General features: G+C 66.3%; 13 protein-coding genes. 7 read left to right on the forward strand and 6 right to left on the reverse strand.

What is annotated here, in order from left to right; all coding sequences use genetic code 11:
• Window positions 1-223: 223 nt before the first annotated feature.
• From GOC52_RS15995 to ybaL, 3 genes are all read left to right on the forward strand, one after another.
• The gene (locus GOC52_RS15995; protein WP_049445850.1) at window positions 224-532 is read left to right on the forward strand and encodes a hypothetical protein; all 309 of its coding nucleotides are present in this window, start codon (window positions 224-226) and stop codon (window positions 530-532) included.
• Between the two features lie 9 nt (window positions 533-541).
• Window positions 542-1,423 carry an XVIPCD domain-containing protein gene (locus GOC52_RS16000; protein WP_191849866.1) on the forward strand — a complete coding sequence of 294 codons (882 nt, stop codon included), beginning with the start codon at window positions 542-544 and terminating at the stop codon, window positions 1,421-1,423.
• 194 nt (window positions 1,424-1,617) lie between these two features.
• Window positions 1,618-3,315: a YbaL family putative K(+) efflux transporter gene (gene ybaL, locus GOC52_RS16005; RefSeq protein WP_049445848.1), complete on the forward strand. Its 1,698-nt coding sequence runs from the start codon at window positions 1,618-1,620 to the stop codon at window positions 3,313-3,315.
• Window positions 3,316-3,640: 325 nt separating this feature from the next.
• Here ybaL and GOC52_RS16010 read toward each other — a convergent pair whose 3' ends face one another.
• Both GOC52_RS16010 and GOC52_RS16015 read right to left on the reverse strand, forming a co-directional pair.
• A complete protein-coding gene (locus tag GOC52_RS16010; RefSeq protein WP_099589876.1) occupies window positions 3,641-4,528 on the reverse strand; it encodes an AraC family transcriptional regulator in 888 nt (295 codons plus the stop codon).
• Between the two features lie 87 nt (window positions 4,529-4,615).
• Window positions 4,616-5,902 (reverse strand): O-acetylhomoserine aminocarboxypropyltransferase/cysteine synthase family protein, encoded by a 1,287-nt coding sequence (locus tag GOC52_RS16015; protein WP_088480729.1) that lies wholly within the window; start codon window positions 5,900-5,902, stop codon window positions 4,616-4,618.
• Window positions 5,903-6,082: 180 nt separating this feature from the next.
• Here GOC52_RS16015 and GOC52_RS16020 point away from each other — a divergent pair, with 180 nt between their 5' ends.
• From GOC52_RS16020 to GOC52_RS16030, 3 genes are all read left to right on the forward strand, one after another.
• The gene (locus GOC52_RS16020; RefSeq protein WP_191849869.1) at window positions 6,083-6,820 is read left to right on the forward strand and encodes a response regulator transcription factor; all 738 of its coding nucleotides are present in this window, start codon (window positions 6,083-6,085) and stop codon (window positions 6,818-6,820) included.
• Window positions 6,817-8,106, forward strand: coding sequence for an ATP-binding protein (locus tag GOC52_RS16025; RefSeq protein WP_057501269.1), 1,290 nt, complete (start codon window positions 6,817-6,819; stop codon window positions 8,104-8,106). Before GOC52_RS16020 ends, GOC52_RS16025 begins: the two co-directional genes overlap by 4 nt.
• 140 nt (window positions 8,107-8,246) lie before the next feature.
• A complete protein-coding gene (locus tag GOC52_RS16030) occupies window positions 8,247-9,047 on the forward strand; it encodes a MipA/OmpV family protein (protein WP_191849871.1) in 801 nt (266 codons plus the stop codon).
• A gap of 40 nt (window positions 9,048-9,087) precedes the next feature.
• Here GOC52_RS16030 and GOC52_RS16035 read toward each other — a convergent pair whose 3' ends face one another.
• The 3 genes from GOC52_RS16035 to GOC52_RS16045 all read right to left on the reverse strand — a co-directional run bounded on the left by GOC52_RS16035 (window position 9,088) and on the right by GOC52_RS16045 (window position 13,313).
• Entirely contained in the window at window positions 9,088-9,633 is a 546-nt protein-coding gene (locus GOC52_RS16035) for a hypothetical protein (RefSeq protein WP_219630723.1), read from the reverse strand.
• 97 nt (window positions 9,634-9,730) lie between these two features.
• Entirely contained in the window at window positions 9,731-12,316 is a 2,586-nt protein-coding gene (gene clpB / locus GOC52_RS16040) for an ATP-dependent chaperone ClpB (protein ID WP_057501267.1), read from the reverse strand.
• A 181-nt stretch (window positions 12,317-12,497) separates the two neighbouring features.
• On the reverse strand, window positions 12,498-13,313 hold the full coding sequence (locus GOC52_RS16045; RefSeq protein WP_088480725.1) for a DUF3014 domain-containing protein: 816 nt from the start codon (window positions 13,311-13,313) through the stop codon (window positions 12,498-12,500).
• 170 nt (window positions 13,314-13,483) lie between these two features.
• Between GOC52_RS16045 and GOC52_RS16050 the strand changes: the two genes are divergently transcribed.
• On the forward strand, window positions 13,484-14,194 hold the full coding sequence (locus GOC52_RS16050) for a glutathione S-transferase (RefSeq protein WP_099589881.1): 711 nt from the start codon (window positions 13,484-13,486) through the stop codon (window positions 14,192-14,194).
• An 81-nt stretch (window positions 14,195-14,275) separates the two neighbouring features.
• On the opposite strand, the gene GOC52_RS16055 is transcribed toward GOC52_RS16050, so the two are convergent.
• On the reverse strand, window positions 14,276-15,880 hold the full coding sequence (locus GOC52_RS16055; RefSeq protein ID WP_099589882.1) for a SulP family inorganic anion transporter: 1,605 nt from the start codon (window positions 15,878-15,880) through the stop codon (window positions 14,276-14,278).
• Window positions 15,881-16,031 lie beyond the last annotated feature (151 nt).

A 16,031-nucleotide genomic window follows, 5' to 3' on the forward strand; every position in this document is an offset into this window, starting at 1 on the left:
TCCGCCCGGCGGGCGCGGTCGTGAACGCATACCGCGCCGGCTCCCCACCCGGTTTCCAAGCTGTGCTCTGTTGCACGCGCCTCATAGGTCGCCCCGTGCATAATCAGCGGACCAACGAAGGAGCCGCTCCGTGACGAGAGCCTGCATCACTCGCCGCCATGTGTACGCTGCGCTCGCGTGGATTGCGCTGGCGGCCCCCCTGTCAGGGTGTTCAGGAGATCACGTGAAACCCAGCTATTCCAAATCGAGCCTTGAGCCGATCGTCGTCACCCAGCTCTCCGCGTCGAAGCTCCAGGTCCAGTTCAATGAACCGATGGAAAGCATGTATTACGCGGCAGGGATGAGCTATGTGGTGGAAGGGGGCACCATGAAAGTCGTTGTTGATCGCTGCCCCATATCCGGCCAATGCACAACCATGCTGCGGCGCGACGTGAAGCCCGGACCTGCTGGCCCGGCCCGTCAGGAAATTCCCTTGATGGCGCCGCGCGTGGTGATGCTGTTCGCCGATGGCGAAACACAGATTTTTCCGTAAGAGCATCCCATGAGCGACAAGGTCGTCCTTGGAATCCACAGTCACGTAGACCCCAATACACAGGGGTCGTTCAATCAGTTCGTGGACGGCCACGCCTGGATCTCGGTGACGCGAAACGGCCATACGACGTTCCATGGCCTGTGGCCAGACAACCATCCACTCGTTGAGGACAATGGCCCAGGTTCGGACATCCGCGAAGGCATGGAAGCCCGGGCCACACCTTCGGCCTCACGCTATTACGAATTGACACCCGAGCAGGTCAAGCGACTTGACCAGGCCTTGGGCGAAAATGTCACCTGGTCATATGGCAATACCTGCGCATCGTGGGCGACCAGTACCGTGAACAAGGTTACTGGGCAGTCCCTGGATGCAGGCGAACTGCTGTTCACCGATACACCGCGGGAGCTGATCGAGTCCATTCGCAAGGCAGAGCGCGTGCGGCCCACCAGTCCTTCGCAGCCGCAACCGGCAACCGAACGGCCGGAAACCAGCATCCCATCGCTGAGCGATGCCTCGGCATCGCTTCACCAGCAGGCACTCGCCGGCGTCCATCCGCTGGACGCATCGCTGGGTCGCGCATCTGATGAATCCAGCCAACGCATGGCGGCCAGCCTCACCCAACTTGCCCGGGCACAAGGTCTGGAACGGATCGACCATGTGGTATTGGGCTTGCCGACTGGTCAGCCCCCACGGCCGGAGAACATCTTCGTCATTCAGGGAGCCTTGGATGACCCGGGCCATCTGCGTGCCCACATCCACATTGAAGCGGCCCTTCAGCCACCCGTTGCGGAGTCGCTGCGGCAGATTCATCAGTTGGACAAGCAGTTGGCCGCCTCGCCGCAGCAGGCCGAGCCTGCCCTGGAAGAGACCCAGCGCCGGCAGATGGTGTGATCGTCGACGGCTACGCCTGGAGCCCCCCATAGGTAGGCACCATTCGGCCCGTCGGGGCCTGCCCTCTCTCAACAAGGCTTGATATCTCGCCCGTACAAGCCGCCCACGCAACGATCCGATACGCTGGTCGGGTTTGCCGTATGTGGCCGCATCGGTGAAAATCGGGGCATCCCCCCGATTTCCTGCGAGTGCCGATGCACCATGACACCGACCTGATCAACATCGTTGCCGTTGGCCTGGGGCTCGCCTTCATCTTCGGCGCGCTGGCCAACAAGCTCCGCTTGTCTCCCCTGGTCGGTTACCTGGTTGCTGGCATCTGCGTAGGTCCGTTCACCCCCGGCTTCGTCGCCGACCAGGCGCTGGCCAACCAGCTGGCCGAGCTGGGCGTGATGCTGCTGATGTTCGGCGTCGGCCTGCACTTCTCGCTGAAGGACCTGATGGCGGTCAAGGCCATCGCCATTCCCGGTGCCATCGGCCAGATCGCGGTTGCGACCCTGCTCGGCTGGGGCGTGGCCTCGCTGATGGGCTGGCCGGCCATCCATGGCGTCATCTTCGGTTTCTCGCTGGCCACCGCCAGTACCGTCGTGCTGTTGCGGGCGATGGAAGAACGCCGACTGCTGGAAACGATGCGCGGCAAGATCGCGGTCGGCTGGCTGATCGTGGAAGACCTGGCCTGTGTGCTGGCGCTGGTGATGATGCCGGTGATGGCCGGTGTGTTCGGCCCCGATGCAGCCAAGGAATCGCACACGCTGGGCAGCGTGCTGGCCGACATCGGCTGGACCTTCGTGCAGCTGGGCCTGTTCGTGGCGGTGATGCTGGTGGTCGGGCGCCGGGTCATTCCGTGGATCCTGGAGCGCATTGCCGGCACCGGTTCGCGCGAACTGTTCACTCTGTCGGTGCTGGCGATCGCGCTGGGGGTGGCGTTCGGCTCGGCGATGCTGTTCGGCGTCTCGTTCGCGCTGGGCGCGTTCTTCGCCGGCATGCTGCTCAACGAATCGGAGCTGAGCCACAAGGCCGCAACCGATTCGCTGCCACTGCGCGATGCATTCGCGGTGCTGTTCTTCGTGTCGGTCGGCATGCTGTTCGACCCGAACATCCTCATCCAACACCCGTGGCAGGTTCTGGCCACGGTGCTGATCATCATGTTTGGCAAGTCGGCCGCGGCGTTCTTCATCGTGCGCGCATTCGGCCACCCGACCAGCACCGCGCTGACCATCTCGGCCAGCCTGGCGCAGATCGGCGAGTTCGCCTTCATCATCGCCGGCCTTGGCGTGGCGCTGCAGATCCTGCCGAAGGAAGGCCAGTCGCTGGTACTGGCCGGCGCACTGGTGTCGATCATGCTCAACCCACTGGTATTCGGGCTGCTGGATCGTTGGCAGGCCAAGCAGGAACAGCAGCCGCAGCCGGCCGAGCCGGAAGAGGCGATCGGTCCATCGCGTGATCTGAACGGGCACGCGATCGTGATCGGCTATGGCCGGGTCGGCAGCGAGCTGGCACAGGTGCTGCGTGATCGCGGCGTGCCGGTGCTGGTGATCGATGACAACAAGGAACATGTGGAACAGGCGCACGCCAAGGGCCTGGCGGCGATCCGCGGCAGTGCCGCTGCCGACCGGGTGCTGGCTGAGGCCCACCCGGAGCGGGCGAAGATCGCGGTGCTGGCCATTCCGCAGCCGCTGGAAGCCGGTGAGGCGCTGGCCAAGCTGCGGGCGATCAACCCGGACCTGACCCTGCTGGCGCGCGCGCACAGCGATGCGGAAGTGAAGCATCTGCTGGAGCACGGCGCCGATGGCACGGTGATGGCCGAACGTGAGCTGGCGTATTCGCTGGCGGAGATGGTGATGTCCACGCCGCCGTACCGGAATCTGGGGCAGCACAGCATTCCGGTGGTGTGAGGGGTGTGCGTGCGGCAGGGCTTGCAGCCCTGCACCTGCCGAAACAACGGCAACGGCAACGGCAAAAGCTGGCATTGCGTGGGATGGCGGTTTTCCGCTGCTGTTGGTGGGTGTCGACCTTGGTCGACACGGCGGTGCATGGGGTCAGATCCATTTTCCGCAGGAAAACGGATCTGACCCCGGAAACAAAAGAATCCCCGGTCGACCCGCATCGACCGGGGATCTGGATCGCCACGTTGCCATGCCTTGGAGAGGCAGTTCCACCGTAGCGCATTGCGGCGCGGGTGGTGATCGCCTGTGGCGATATGCACCAAGCCCGCGGCTATCAGTCCGCCAGTGGAAGGCAGACCTCGGCGCGCAGGCGCTCGGCGGGTACCCGTTCGGGATCATCAAGGAAGTGGAAGTACAGAGGCGCCTCGCCCAGCGTGCGTCCGCTGCCAGGCCACCAGTCGCGCAGCAGCGCATCGCCCAACGCCTGCAGCTCTTCGTAGGGTCCGACATGGTGCACCACTGCGTAATGGCCGTCGCCCAACGTCTGCCGCCGGAAGCGCGATGGCAAGGCAGGAAGCAGAGTCGCGAAACCCATGCCACAGTCGAAGCGGTGCTCCCGCGCGGGCACGTCGCGATGATCATCCACCGCAATACCCACCAAGTGCAGCAATGCGTCCGTCAGTCCCTGTCCCTGCGCCCATGCGAACAGTTCACCGAAGCTGGAGTCGAGGTCGGCGAAGGCCCCCTGCGCACGCAGCAGCACCACTTCGAAGGGTTGCAGTGCCTTCACCTGTACTCTCAATGGTGCGGCCGTCTGTTCGCCCACGTCGGCCGGGGGCTGCGCCAGAACCTGCTCCCAGTGCTCGCGCAGCTGCTGATCGTCGCGCAGCCCGCTCGGGGTGGCATCCAGACGTTGCCGGCAACGGCGCGCCAATGCCTGTGCGCTCTCATAGCCTCCTGCCAACGCGGCATCGGTGACACTGGCGCCTGGGTGCTGCAGCGCCTGCAAGGCGGTGAGCAGGCGCAACCGGTCCAGCGTCTGCCCCGGGCTCTCACCGGTCATTGCCCGGTACAGACGCTGGAAGTGGAACGGCGATTGATGTGCAACGGCTGCCAGGGTCGTCACGTCCGGCAAGGCCTGCCGCTCACGCAGGCAGGCCTGAAGATGCTCAATCACCCGTTCGATGCCATGCGCCCGGCGTAGACCCGCAATTCGCTTCATCACCATCTCCTGTCGAGGACATGGCTGCGATCCTGCCTGATCCCGTTGCCACACGCGTAACCGATCCTGCGCGATCGGAGATCGGCCTCAGGCGCCGGCCAAGGCCTGTTCCAGGTCGGCACGCAGGTCGCCGATATGCTCGATGCCGATCGACAGCCGCACGGTGTCCTCGCTGACGCCGGCCCTGGCCAGTTCGGCGGCATCCAGCTGGCGGTGGGTGGTCGAGGCGGGATGGGTGGCCAGTGACTTCGCATCGCCCAGGTTGACCAGGCGGGTGAACAACTTCAGCGCATCAAGGAAGCGCGCGCCTGCTTCACGGCCGCCCGGCAGGCCGAAGGTCAGTACGCCCGAGCCGTGTCCACCCAGATAGCGCTGCGCGGCGGCATGCTCGGGGTCGTCGGCCAGTCCCGCGTAACGCACCCAGGCGACCTTGTCGTGCGCCTTCAGGTACTGCGCAACGGCCAGCGCATTGGCATTGATGCGCTCCATGCGCAGCGCCAGGGTCTCGATGCCCTGCAGGATCAGGAACGCATTGAACGGCGACAACGCAGCGCCGGTATTGCGCAGCGGCACCACCCGCGCGCGGCCGATGTAGGCGGCCGGCCCCAGGGCTTCGGTGTAGACCACGCCGTGATAACTCGGGTCGGGCTGGTTGAGGCGAGCGAAGCGCTTGGGCTGCGCCGCCCAGTCGAAGCGGCCGGAATCAATGATCGCGCCGCCCAGGCTGGTGCCGTGGCCGCCCAGGTACTTGGTCAGCGAATGCACCACGATGTCGGCGCCGTGCTCGAACGGGCGCAGCAGGAACGGCGTGGCCACGGTGTTGTCGACGATCAGCGGCACGCCCGCGGCATGCGCGACCTCGGCGATGGCAGCGATGTCAGTGACGTTGCCGCGCGGGTTGCCGATCGATTCGACGAACACCGCCTTGGTGCGTTCGTCGATGAGTGCGGCGAACGCGGATGGATCTGCGGGGTCGGCGAAGCGCGCCTGGATGCCGTACTGCGGCAGCGTGTGCGCCAGCAGGTTGAGGCTGCCGCCATACAGCGCGCTGGAGGCGACGATGTTGTCACCGGCCTCGGCGATGGTCTGGATGGCATAGGTGATCGCGGCCTGCCCCGAGGCCAGCGCGAGCGCACCGATGCCGCCTTCCAGCGCGGCCAGGCGCTGCTCCAGTACATCGGTGGTGGGGTTCATGATGCGCGTGTAGATGTTGCCCGGTACCTTCAGATCGAACAGGTCGGCGCCGTGCTGGGTGTCATCGAAGGCATACGCCACCGTCTGGTAGATCGGCACAGCCACCGCCCGGGTGGTTGGGTCGGGACGGTAGCCACCGTGCACGGCCAAGGTTTCCAGTTGCCACTGCGGGTCGCTCATTGCACCAGGCTCCATCCGGGGAAACCGCCACCATAGGACAGCCGGGGGCGCCCGCTGAAAGCCACTGGCGATGACGCCCGTACCGCCGGTTATCACGTTGGCCGCGATTCAGGCAGCCGTCATGGGCCGTTGCTAGGCTTCGCCGCCGGGCGCTCCTGCCCGGGCACGGAGGCCCCACGCATGCAGCCATCCCCCTGGACCCCCACCCCCAGCAGTGCGCCCACGTCGGTACTGCTGGTGGAGGACGACCGTCGCCTGGCCGAGCTGGTCAGCGATTACCTCCACGAACATGGCTTCGCCGTGCAGCACGTCGCGCGTGGCGACCTCGCCGGCGCCGCCTGCCGCCAGCATGCGCCCGAGCTGGTGGTGCTGGACCTGATGCTGCCCGGCCTCGGTGGCATCGACGTATGCCGGCAGATCCGCAGTTTCTCCGATGTGCCGATCCTGATGCTGACCGCCTGCGAGGACGACATCGAGCAGGTGCTGGGCCTGGAATCGGGCGCCGACGACTATGTGCACAAGCCGATCGAGCCGCGCCTGCTGCTGGCCCGCCTGCGCGCGCTGCTTCGCCGTCGCCATGGCAGCAGCAACACCGGCACACCCTGCCGCCTGATGCACGGCGAACTGCTGATCGACCGGATGCAACGCGAGGTGCACCTGCATGGACAGCCGGTGGACATGGGCACCACCGAATTCGAGATCCTGTGGCTGCTGGCCAGCCAGCCTGGGCAGATCCTCTCGCGCGACCAGATCCTGCAGGCGGTGCGCGGCATCGGCTTCGACGGGCTGGACCGCAGCGTCGATGTCAGCATCGGCAAGCTGCGCCGCAAGCTGGGCGATGACGCGCGCGAACCGCGGCGGATCAAGACCGTGTGGGGCCGTGGCTATCAGTTCAACCCATCGGCCTGGACGGCATGAAGCGGCTGTTCCTGTGGTTGTGGTTCGTCACCGGTGCCTGCTTCCTGGTGTCGGTGTTCTTCCTCAACCACATCCTGGACGGCATCTACACGCCCGTGCAGGATCGCGTTTTCGTCCAGCAGGTGCGCGGACAGGTGTACGCCCTGCGCAGTGGCCTGGCTGGCCTGGATGCCGGCCAGCAGCGTGAGCGCCTGCAGCAGTGGCAGCCGCACTATGGCATCGCATTGACCCTGTTCGACACGCCTCCGGCACTCGCCCCACAGGAACAGGCGGCCGTAAAGGCTGATGGCTTCATCGTGCGCGATCAGTACCAGCAGGTCCTGCTGCCCATCGAAGGCGTCGGCGGTCGCTGGCTGCAACTGCGCCTGCCTGGCGCTGTGCAGATGACCACGTACATGACCATCGCGGCCTACCTCAGCATCCTGCTGCTGGTCGGCGCCAGCCTGTATGCCTGGGTACGCCTGCTCTGGCGCGACCTGGAAGCGCTGCGCCGGCACGCCGACCGCATCGGTTCGGGCGATCTGCAGGCGCGCGCGCAGGTTTCGCCACGCTCGCAGATCCGGGTGATCGTCGACCATTCCAACCGCATGGCCGCGCGCGTGGCCGAGCTGGTGCAGCGCCAGCGCGACCTCACCCATGCCATTTCGCACGAACTGCGCACACCCATCGCGCGCGTGGCCTTCGGCCTGGACCTGATGCAGGACAGCGACGATCGCGAACGCCGGGCACGGCTGGCACAGGGGCTGCACGGCGACCTGGCCGAACTCAATCGGCTGGTCAGCGAACTGCTGGCGTATGAACGTCTGGAGCATCCCAGCGAAGGCGAGCCGATGCAGCGCATCGAAGCCAACGACTGGCTGCAGGCCTGCCTGGCCGATGTGCGCCGTGATGCCGAACGTGCCGGCGTGGTCCTGCGCGTGCAGCCCAGTGCGTTGCCACGGGTGGATGCCGAGCCGCGCCTGCTGCAACTGGCACTCAGCAATCTGGTGGGCAATGCGCTGCGCCACGCGCATTCGCAGGTGGAAGTCTCGCTGGTCGGTGCCGGCGGTCGCGCCTGCCTGCGCGTGGACGACGACGGCCCCGGCATCGCCGAAGCCGATCGCGAGAAGGTGATGCGTCCGTTCACCCGCCTGGACGACAGCCGTAGCCGTGACACCGGCGGCTTCGGCCTGGGCCTGGCCATCGTCAACCGCATTGCGGCCCGCCACGGCGGCGAACTGCGCATCAGCCGCGCCACGCTGGGTGGCGCGCGCCTGGAAATGCACTGGCCGCTGGCTGCCAGCTGAACGCCCACGGGCGCGATTACAGTTGATTACAACTCCCGCACAACTGCGGACGGATCGGTCGCCGGCGTATCGCCACGCTAACGACCCTGCAGCACTCGCCGGATGCGAGCGCTGCTTTCCTCCCATTGTCGAGAGTTTCCATGTCCCAGCTTCGCCGTTCCCCCACCCTGCTCTGCCTGGCCCTGCTGCCGCTGTTCGCCGCGCCGATCGCCCACGCCAAGGATGACCACTGGACCTTCGAAGTCGCCGCCGGTGCCGGTGCGACCCCTCGCTACAGCGGCAGCAAGGAGTATCAGGCGTCGCCCATGCTGTCCTTCGATGTCACCTCGCCGGGTGGCTGGTTTCTGGGCACCAGTGGCATCGGCTGGGGCACGTCCATCGGCGAGCACACCCGCGTGCGGGCCTATGTCGGTGCCAGCGGCATCCGCAAGGACAAGGATTCGCTGCTCGGTGGTTCCGACTTCCTGCGCGGCATGGGCGATATCGATTCCCGTCCCCTGGTCGGTGTCTCGGCTGGTTATACGCTGGGCGAAGTCGTGCTGAGCGGCTCCTGGCAGTTCACCCGCAAGGACGAGGACAAGGCCGAAAACGGCCTGGCCACCCAACAGATCCACTTGAACCTGAGCATGCCGCTGTTCGACCTGGCCGGCGGCGTGGTCAGCGGCAGCGTCTCCACCGACTACGGCAACCGTGGCTACATGCAGACCTGGTACGGCGTCAGCCCGGAACAGGCCGCGCGCACCGGCTTTGCCGAGCACAAGCCGAAGGCCGGCCTGGTCAGTGCCGGTCTCGGCCTGAAATGGAGCCACCGCGTGGGCCGCAACGGCAACTGGTACATCTCGGCCGAGGGCACGCGCCTGCTCGGCGATGCAGCCGACAGCCCGATCGTGCAGAAGCCCAACCAGTTCGGGCTGATGAGCGGCTACACGCACCGCTTCTGATGCAGGAAGGGCGCCCCTCGGCGGCCTTTGATCCCTGCGGTCAGCGGCAGGCCGGTGCCTGGCCGCTGCCGCACAGCTCGACCTCGCGCAGCCAACCTATCCACTGCACGACGTCATCCTTCTCCGGCTCGGAGCGGAACGATTTCTGCACGGTGTGGAAGCCCTCTGTGCCCTGGATGCCCTTGATCCAGGTGAACTCGGGCTTGCCGGTGCCCGGGTTCTCCGGGCAGCTGAGCATCAGCAACGCGAACGGGCGACCACCTTCCTCGCCCTCGCGGATCCAGTGACTCTGTGCGTCGGGGCAGGCAATGCGCCAACCGGCTTCGATGATGCCGAGGAACTCGCGCGGGCTTGCGTGGCTACTGTTCGGCGCGTCGTTGACGGTGACCATGTCGGCCCAGTCCTGCACGGTCTGCCCGTTGGGCACGTACTCGGTGATGCGGTTGCCCTGCGCATCGGTGTTCTGGTGGGCCTGGTGGTAGCCCTTCATCGGCGGCAGCTGCACCTGCTCCGCAGCGGCGGCATGGGTGGCCGACGTAGCGAGTGCCAGTGCGATGCAGAGTGAAGCCAGGCGTGTGCCATCCATGCGGTTCTCCTTGTCCGGGCAAAAGTGCAACAAGGCGATTCTGCACCGGGAAAGCCTGCGATGGCGCCCCCACTCGAAGAGGGGGGCGCTTGCGGGGTCAGGCCTTGGCGAACACCAGGTGGCCGCCGTCGTTGCCGACTTCGATGGTGTCGCCGTTGACGAAGGCGCCGGACAGGATCTTCTGCGCCAACGGATTCTCCAGCTGCGCCTGGATCGCGCGCTTCAACGGACGCGCGCCATACACCGGATCGAAGCCGACGTTGCCGAGCAGCTCGAACGCTGCATCGGATACCTCCAGCTTCAGCCCGCGCTCGGCCAGGCGCTTTTCCAGGCCCCGCATCTGGATGCGCGCGATCTGCTTGATCTGCTGCTTGTCCAGCGGGTGGAACACCACGATGTCATCCAGGCGGTTGATGAACTCCGGACGGAAGTGCGCCTGCACCACGCCCATCACCGCCGCCTTCATCTGCGTGTAGGCCTCAGGGCTGTCGTCGGCGCTCATGTCCTGGATCTGGTGCGAGCCCAGGTTCGAGGTCATCACGATGACGGTGTTGCGGAAGTCCACGGTGCGGCCCTGGCCATCGGTCAGGCGGCCATCGTCCAGCACCTGCAGCAGGATATTGAACACATCCGGATGCGCCTTCTCCACTTCGTCCAGCAGGATCAGCGAGTACGGACGGCGACGCACGGCCTCGGTCAGATAGCCGCCTTCCTCGTAGCCAACGTAACCCGGGGGGGCACCGATCAGGCGGGCGACGCTGTGCTTCTCCATGAATTCGCTCATGTCGATGCGGATCATCGCATCGGCGCTGTCGAACAGGAACTCGGCCAGCGACTTGCACAGCTCGGTCTTGCCGACGCCGGTCGGGCCGAGGAACAGGAACGAGCCGGCCGGACGATTCGGATCGGACAGGCCCGCACGCGAACGACGCACCGCATCGGAGACGACCTTGATCGCTTCCTCCTGGCCGACCACGCGGTTGTGCAGCACCTCTTCCATCCGCAGCAGCTTGTCGCGCTCACCTTCGAGCATCTTGTTGACCGGAATGCCGGTCCAGCGCGAAACGACCTCGGCGATCTCCTCGTCGGTGACCCGGTCCTGCACCAGCTTGAAGTCCTTGTGTTCGGCCTCCTGCGCAGCGGCCAGCTGCTTTTCCAGCTGCGGCAGCAGGCCGTACTGGATCTCGCTCATCTTGGCGAAATCCTGGCGGCGCTGCGCAGATTCCAGCTCCAGCTTGGCCTGCTCGACCTGCTCCTTGATCTTGGTTGCACCCTGCAGCGCCGCCTTCTCCGACTTCCAGATTTCATTGAGGTCGGAGAACTCGCGCTCCAGCGCATCGATGTCGTTTTCCAGATCAGCCAAGCGCTGCCGCGAGGCCTCGTCCTTTTCCTTCTTCAGCATCTCGCGCTGGATCTTCAGCTGGATCACGCGGCGTTCCAGGCGGTCCAGTTCCTCCGGCTTGGAGTCGATCTCCATGCGCAGGCGCGAGGCCGCCTCGTCCATCAGGTCGATGGCCTTGTCCGGCAGCTGGCGGTCGGTGATGTAACGGTTGGACAGCGTGGCCGCCGCGACGATGGCCGGGTCGGTGATCTCGACGCCATGGTGCACGGCGTACTTTTCCTTCAGCCCGCGCAGGATCGCGATGGTGTCCTCCACCGACGGCTCACCCACGAACACCTTCTGGAAGCGGCGCTCCAGCGCAGCGTCCTTTTCAATGTATTTGCGGTACTCATCCAGCGTGGTGGCGCCCACGCAGTGCAGTTCGCCACGTGCCAACGCAGGCTTGAGCATGTTGCCGGCATCCATCGCACCGTCGGCCTTGCCGGCGCCGACCATGGTGTGCAGCTCATCGATGAACAGGATGATCTGCCCTTCGCTCTTGGCCAGGTCATTGAGCACGCCCTTCAGGCGTTCCTCGAATTCACCGCGGAACTTGGCGCCGGCAATCAGCGCGCCCATGTCCAGCGACAGCACGCGCTTGCCGCGCAGGCCTTCGGGCACTTCGTCGTTGATGATGCGCTGCGCCAGGCCTTCGACGATCGCGGTCTTGCCCACGCCGGGTTCGCCGATCAGCACCGGATTGTTCTTGGTCCGGCGCTGCAGCACCTGGATGGTGCGACGGATTTCCTCGTCACGGCCGATCACCGGATCAAGCTTGCCGCTCTCCGCACGCGCGGTCAGGTCGATGGTGTACTTCTCCAGCGCCTGTCGCTGTTCCTCAGCGTTTTCCGACTGCACGTTCTCGCCGCCGCGCAGCTTGTCGATCGCGGCCTGCAACCGGCTCTTGTCGGCACCGGCGGCGCGCAGCGCCATGCCCAGCGTGCCGCCGTCTTCCAGCGCGGCCAGCACGAACCACTCGCTGGCGATGAAGGCATCGCCATTCTGCTGGGCCAGCTTGTCAGTGTGATTGAGCAGGCGGCCGAGGTCGTTGCCCATCGACACATTGCCGGCCTGGCCGGACACCTTGGGCAGCGCATCCAGCGCCTCGGTCAGGCGCTCGCGCAGTACCGGCACGTTCACCCCGGCCTGGGCCAGCAACGGGCGCGTGCTGCCGCCCTGCTGGTCCAGCAGCGCGCTGAACAGGTGAACCGGTTCGATGATGCTGTTGTCGCGGCCCACGGCCAGCGACTGTGCGTCTGCCAGCGCCTGCTGGAAACGCGAGGTGAGCTTGTCCATCCGCATTGCGAAACCTCATCGGTCATCTGGGCCGGCCCGTGCCGGCGATGCTGGAAAGATGCGGTTGCCCCACCCGGTTTCAAGGGTGACTGCGACTGCACCCCGAGGCCAGTCAGCCTGCGGCCAGCATGCCGGAATGGGTGTGGTCGGCGCGTTGATCCCGATCAGTTCCGCACGGTGGACGGGTTCAGCGGGTGATCGCGCTGCGGATCGCCCGCAGCTGCTGCTTGACCGCCCGGGCCTGCGCCACGTCCATGCGCAGCAGGGCCTTCTGGCCGATCGAGCGCGACTGCAGGGTCGAATCGACGAAGCGGTAGCGGCCGCGCTCATCGCGTTCCACCAGCGGCGCCTGGGCCAGTTCCGGGGTCTCCAGCAGGTGATCGATCACCGCGACCAGGCGGTCGTTGAAATAGCCCTCCGGCCGGCCAAGGTCGACATAGGCCTGCTGGATCAACGGATAGAAGCGCTTGTAGGTGGTCGCCGTCGCCGCCGGGTCGAGCGCGGTGAAGGCCTGCACATAGGGCGCATAGCGCGCCGCGTTGTCGGCGGCGATGCGTTCGCCGCCCTCACCGGGCTCGACCTGCAGGTTGCCCGGCAGCGGCCGCGCGGCCAGTGCGGTCGGCGGTACGCTGGGCTTGTCCAGGTTGTCGACCTGGGTGACCAAGCGCTGGATCAGGTGATCGCGCAGCAGCAGGGTCAGCGGCCCCTCGCCGTGGAACAGCTGACTCAAAGCGCCCCAGGCAGCGGCATCGCTGTCAGCCAGCTTCGGCAGCGCCGGATCGGCCGCGGCCTCGGTATCCAGCGGATACCTCATCGGGGGCGGCGCTGGCGCGGGTTCTGCGGCCGCCTGCGGTTGTGGCGGTGCGCTGGCAGGGGTTGATTGCACCGGCACCGAAACACCGTCGGCCAGGCGCTTCAGCTGATCGCGGAACAACCAACCGCCCGCGCCACCGATCACCACCACGCCCAACACCCAGGGCCATACCGCCTTTCCACTCTGCATGATGCAGCACCTCGTTTCACACGCATGGAGAAGGTGTGACCCCATCGATTCCAACGGGTTCCCCACCTGTTCCGCTGCCGTTCGGGTTCGCGCTTGCACCAGAGCCGCGCTCACGCCTGCTTTGCATGCCCCGCGCGACGCTGTGGGTCTTGTCCTGTGGAGGCACTGCCATGCAGTACGCGCTGTATTACTGGACCGGCATTCAGGGCCGTGGCGAGTTCGTGCGCCTGGCGCTGGAAGACGCCGGTGCCGACTACATCGACATGGCGCGGGTGCACGGCGATGCAGTGATGCAGCCGTTTCTCGATGGCAGCAGTGAAGGTGCGCAGCCCTTCGCACCACCATTCCTGAAGGCCGGTCGCCAGGTCATTGCACAGGTCGCAGCCATCCTGGATTTCCTGGGCCCGACGCTGGACCTGGTGCCGCAGGCGGCCTCACGGCGGGTGCAGGCGCTGCAGTTGCAGCTGACCATCGCTGATCTGGTGGCCGAGGTGCATGACACCCACCATCCGATCGCTGCATCGAAGTACTACGAAGAGCAGAAGACCGAGGCCAAGGCACGCGCCGCGTCACTGCGCAGCGAGCGGCTGCCGAAGTTCCTCGGCTACTTCGAGCAGGTGCTGGCCGCCAATGGCGGCCGTCATGCGCTGCGCGAGCACTCCTACGTGGATCTGTCGCTGTTCCAGCTGCTGAGCGGGCTGGACTATATGTTTCCACGCCGGATGCGCGCACTGGCACCCACCCTGCCCCTGCTGCGTGCGCTGCAGGAGCGGGTAGCCAAGCGGCCCAACATCGCCGCCTATCTGGCCTCGGAGCGGCGGTTGCCATTCAACACCAACGGCATCTTCCGCCATTACCCGGAACTGGACGCCGAACGGTAGCGCCGGCCGCTGGCCGGCAACCACACATGATGCGTCTGCAGCCCACCGCGTTGCCGGCCCGCGGCCGGCACTACCGTGGGGTCAGCTGTTTTCACCCAGCGGCTGCACCGGCTGCTTCTGCAGCGACAACAACCCCAGCAGCAACGCCAGTGCCACGTAGGCACCGGCGAACTGCCAGCTGATGATGCGTGCCAGCCCGTCCAGATCCCACGGCAGGTAGATGCCGCCGCGCGGGTCCACCGAGTGGATCAGGCCGAACAGGGTCAGCACCGCCGCCACCAGCAGGAAACCGCAGGCACGCCGCAGGCGGCCGTCGACCATCGCCGCCACCGCCGAAATCCACAGCATCGAGGTGATGATGAAGCCGTTGCCGAGGGTGAAAATCACCGCCAGTTCCGGCAGGCCATGGCCATCGAGCTTGGTCAGCAACTGCGGCAGCTGGTCCGGTGCGATCCAGCCGGGCGCCTTGATCGCCAGCAGGTACGCGACCGACGGCAGGAAGCCGAACACCATTGCACCGGTGTGGTGTCGTGGCGTGGCCTGGAAGGCCTGGGTGGTGATGTCGATGGCCACGTACACGATGATTGGTGCCAGCACCGCCAGCGGCAGCCATTGCACCAGCCCGGAGATGATGCCCAGCATGCCGCCGATGCCGACGAACAGGCCGGTCAGCAGCGTGTAGCCGCTGCGCGCACCCATGTGCTTGTAGGCCGGCTGGCCGATGTACGGCGTGGTCTGTGCAACGCCACCACAGACACCGGCCACCAGCGTGGCTACCGCCTCCACCAGCAGGATGTCGCGGGTGCGGTAGTCATCGCCAGCCGCGCGTGCGCTTTCAGAGACGTTGATGCCGCCGACCACCATCAGCAGGCCGAACGGCAGCAGCAACGGCAGGTAGGTCATCGCCGTGGGCAGGCCCTCGAGGAAGCCCAGCGTCGGCAGCGGCAGCACCACCTGCGGCGGCACCCACTCCGGCACGTGGAAGCCCGGCGCGCCCAACCCGGCCAGGCCGAGGCCGTAATAAAGAACGGTGCCGAACACGAAGGCCAGCAGCACCCCGGGGCCACGCACCGGCAACTTGCCCTTGGCGATCAGCACATACAGCAGCAGGCCCAGCGTGGTGAAGCCGACCAGCGGCGAGCGCAGCGTTTCCAGCAGCGGCAGCAGGCCCATCAGCACCAGCGCGATGCCCGCGATGGAGCCGAGAAGCGCGGCGCGGGGCAGCGCTCGGGTGACCGCTTCGCCGAAGAACGACAGCACGAACTTGAGCACGCCCATGATGACCAGCGCGGCCATGCCCAGCTGCCAGGTGGCGATGCCCGCCACATGCGGGTCCATGCCCTGCTGCTTGAAGGCGATGAAGGCCGGGCCGAGCACCAGCAGGGCCATGCCGATGCTGGTCGGTGCATCCAGGCCCAGCGGCATGGCGGTGACATCGTCGCGGCCGGTGCGCGCGGCCAGCCGGCGCGCCATCAGGGTGTACAGCAGGTTGCCGACCAGCACGCCGAAGGCGGTGCCGGGGAACATGCGGCCGAACACTACGTCGGCGGGAAACTGGAAGATCCCCACCAGGGCCATGGCAATGAAGCCGAGGATGGAGAGGTTGTCGACGACCAGGCCGAAGAAGCCGTTGAAGTCGCCGGCGACGAACCAGCGACGCGGTGCGGCGGAAGCGGGAGCGGACATGGAAGGGGCGGTGGGGGTGGGGACCGCCGATGGTAGGCCCAGCGGGGCCCGGGCGCCAATTCCGCGGTGGAATGATGGGTTCCAGCCAACGGCGGGGCCCCTCGTGGCTGGGCGCGGGTAGAGTCGACTGTTAGTCGAATGGCATTGCGAG

This window comes from Stenotrophomonas sp. SXG-1 (assembly GCF_014083965.1).
Lineage (GTDB): Bacteria > Pseudomonadota > Gammaproteobacteria > Xanthomonadales > Xanthomonadaceae > Stenotrophomonas > Stenotrophomonas geniculata.

Coding starts and splice junctions, on each gene's coding strand:
- GOC52_RS16000 (WP_191849866.1), top strand. CDS start 542: ATGAGCGACAAGGTCGTCCTTGGAATCCACAGTCACGTAGACCCCAAT.
- ybaL (WP_049445848.1), top strand. CDS start 1,618: ATGCACCATGACACCGACCTGATCAACATCGTTGCCGTTGGCCTGGGG.
- GOC52_RS16010 (WP_099589876.1), bottom strand. CDS start 4,528: ATGAAGCGAATTGCGGGTCTACGCCGGGCGCATGGCATCGAACGGGTG.
- GOC52_RS16015 (WP_088480729.1), bottom strand. CDS start 5,902: ATGAGCGACCCGCAGTGGCAACTGGAAACCTTGGCCGTGCACGGTGGC.
- GOC52_RS16020 (WP_191849869.1), top strand. CDS start 6,083: ATGCAGCCATCCCCCTGGACCCCCACCCCCAGCAGTGCGCCCACGTCG.
- GOC52_RS16025 (WP_057501269.1), top strand. CDS start 6,817: ATGAAGCGGCTGTTCCTGTGGTTGTGGTTCGTCACCGGTGCCTGCTTC.
- GOC52_RS16030 (WP_191849871.1), top strand. CDS start 8,247: ATGTCCCAGCTTCGCCGTTCCCCCACCCTGCTCTGCCTGGCCCTGCTG.
- GOC52_RS16035 (WP_219630723.1), bottom strand. CDS start 9,633: ATGGATGGCACACGCCTGGCTTCACTCTGCATCGCACTGGCACTCGCT.
- clpB (WP_057501267.1), bottom strand. CDS start 12,316: ATGCGGATGGACAAGCTCACCTCGCGTTTCCAGCAGGCGCTGGCAGAC.
- GOC52_RS16045 (WP_088480725.1), bottom strand. CDS start 13,313: ATGCAGAGTGGAAAGGCGGTATGGCCCTGGGTGTTGGGCGTGGTGGTG.
- GOC52_RS16050 (WP_099589881.1), top strand. CDS start 13,484: ATGCAGTACGCGCTGTATTACTGGACCGGCATTCAGGGCCGTGGCGAG.
- GOC52_RS16055 (WP_099589882.1), bottom strand. CDS start 15,880: ATGTCCGCTCCCGCTTCCGCCGCACCGCGTCGCTGGTTCGTCGCCGGC.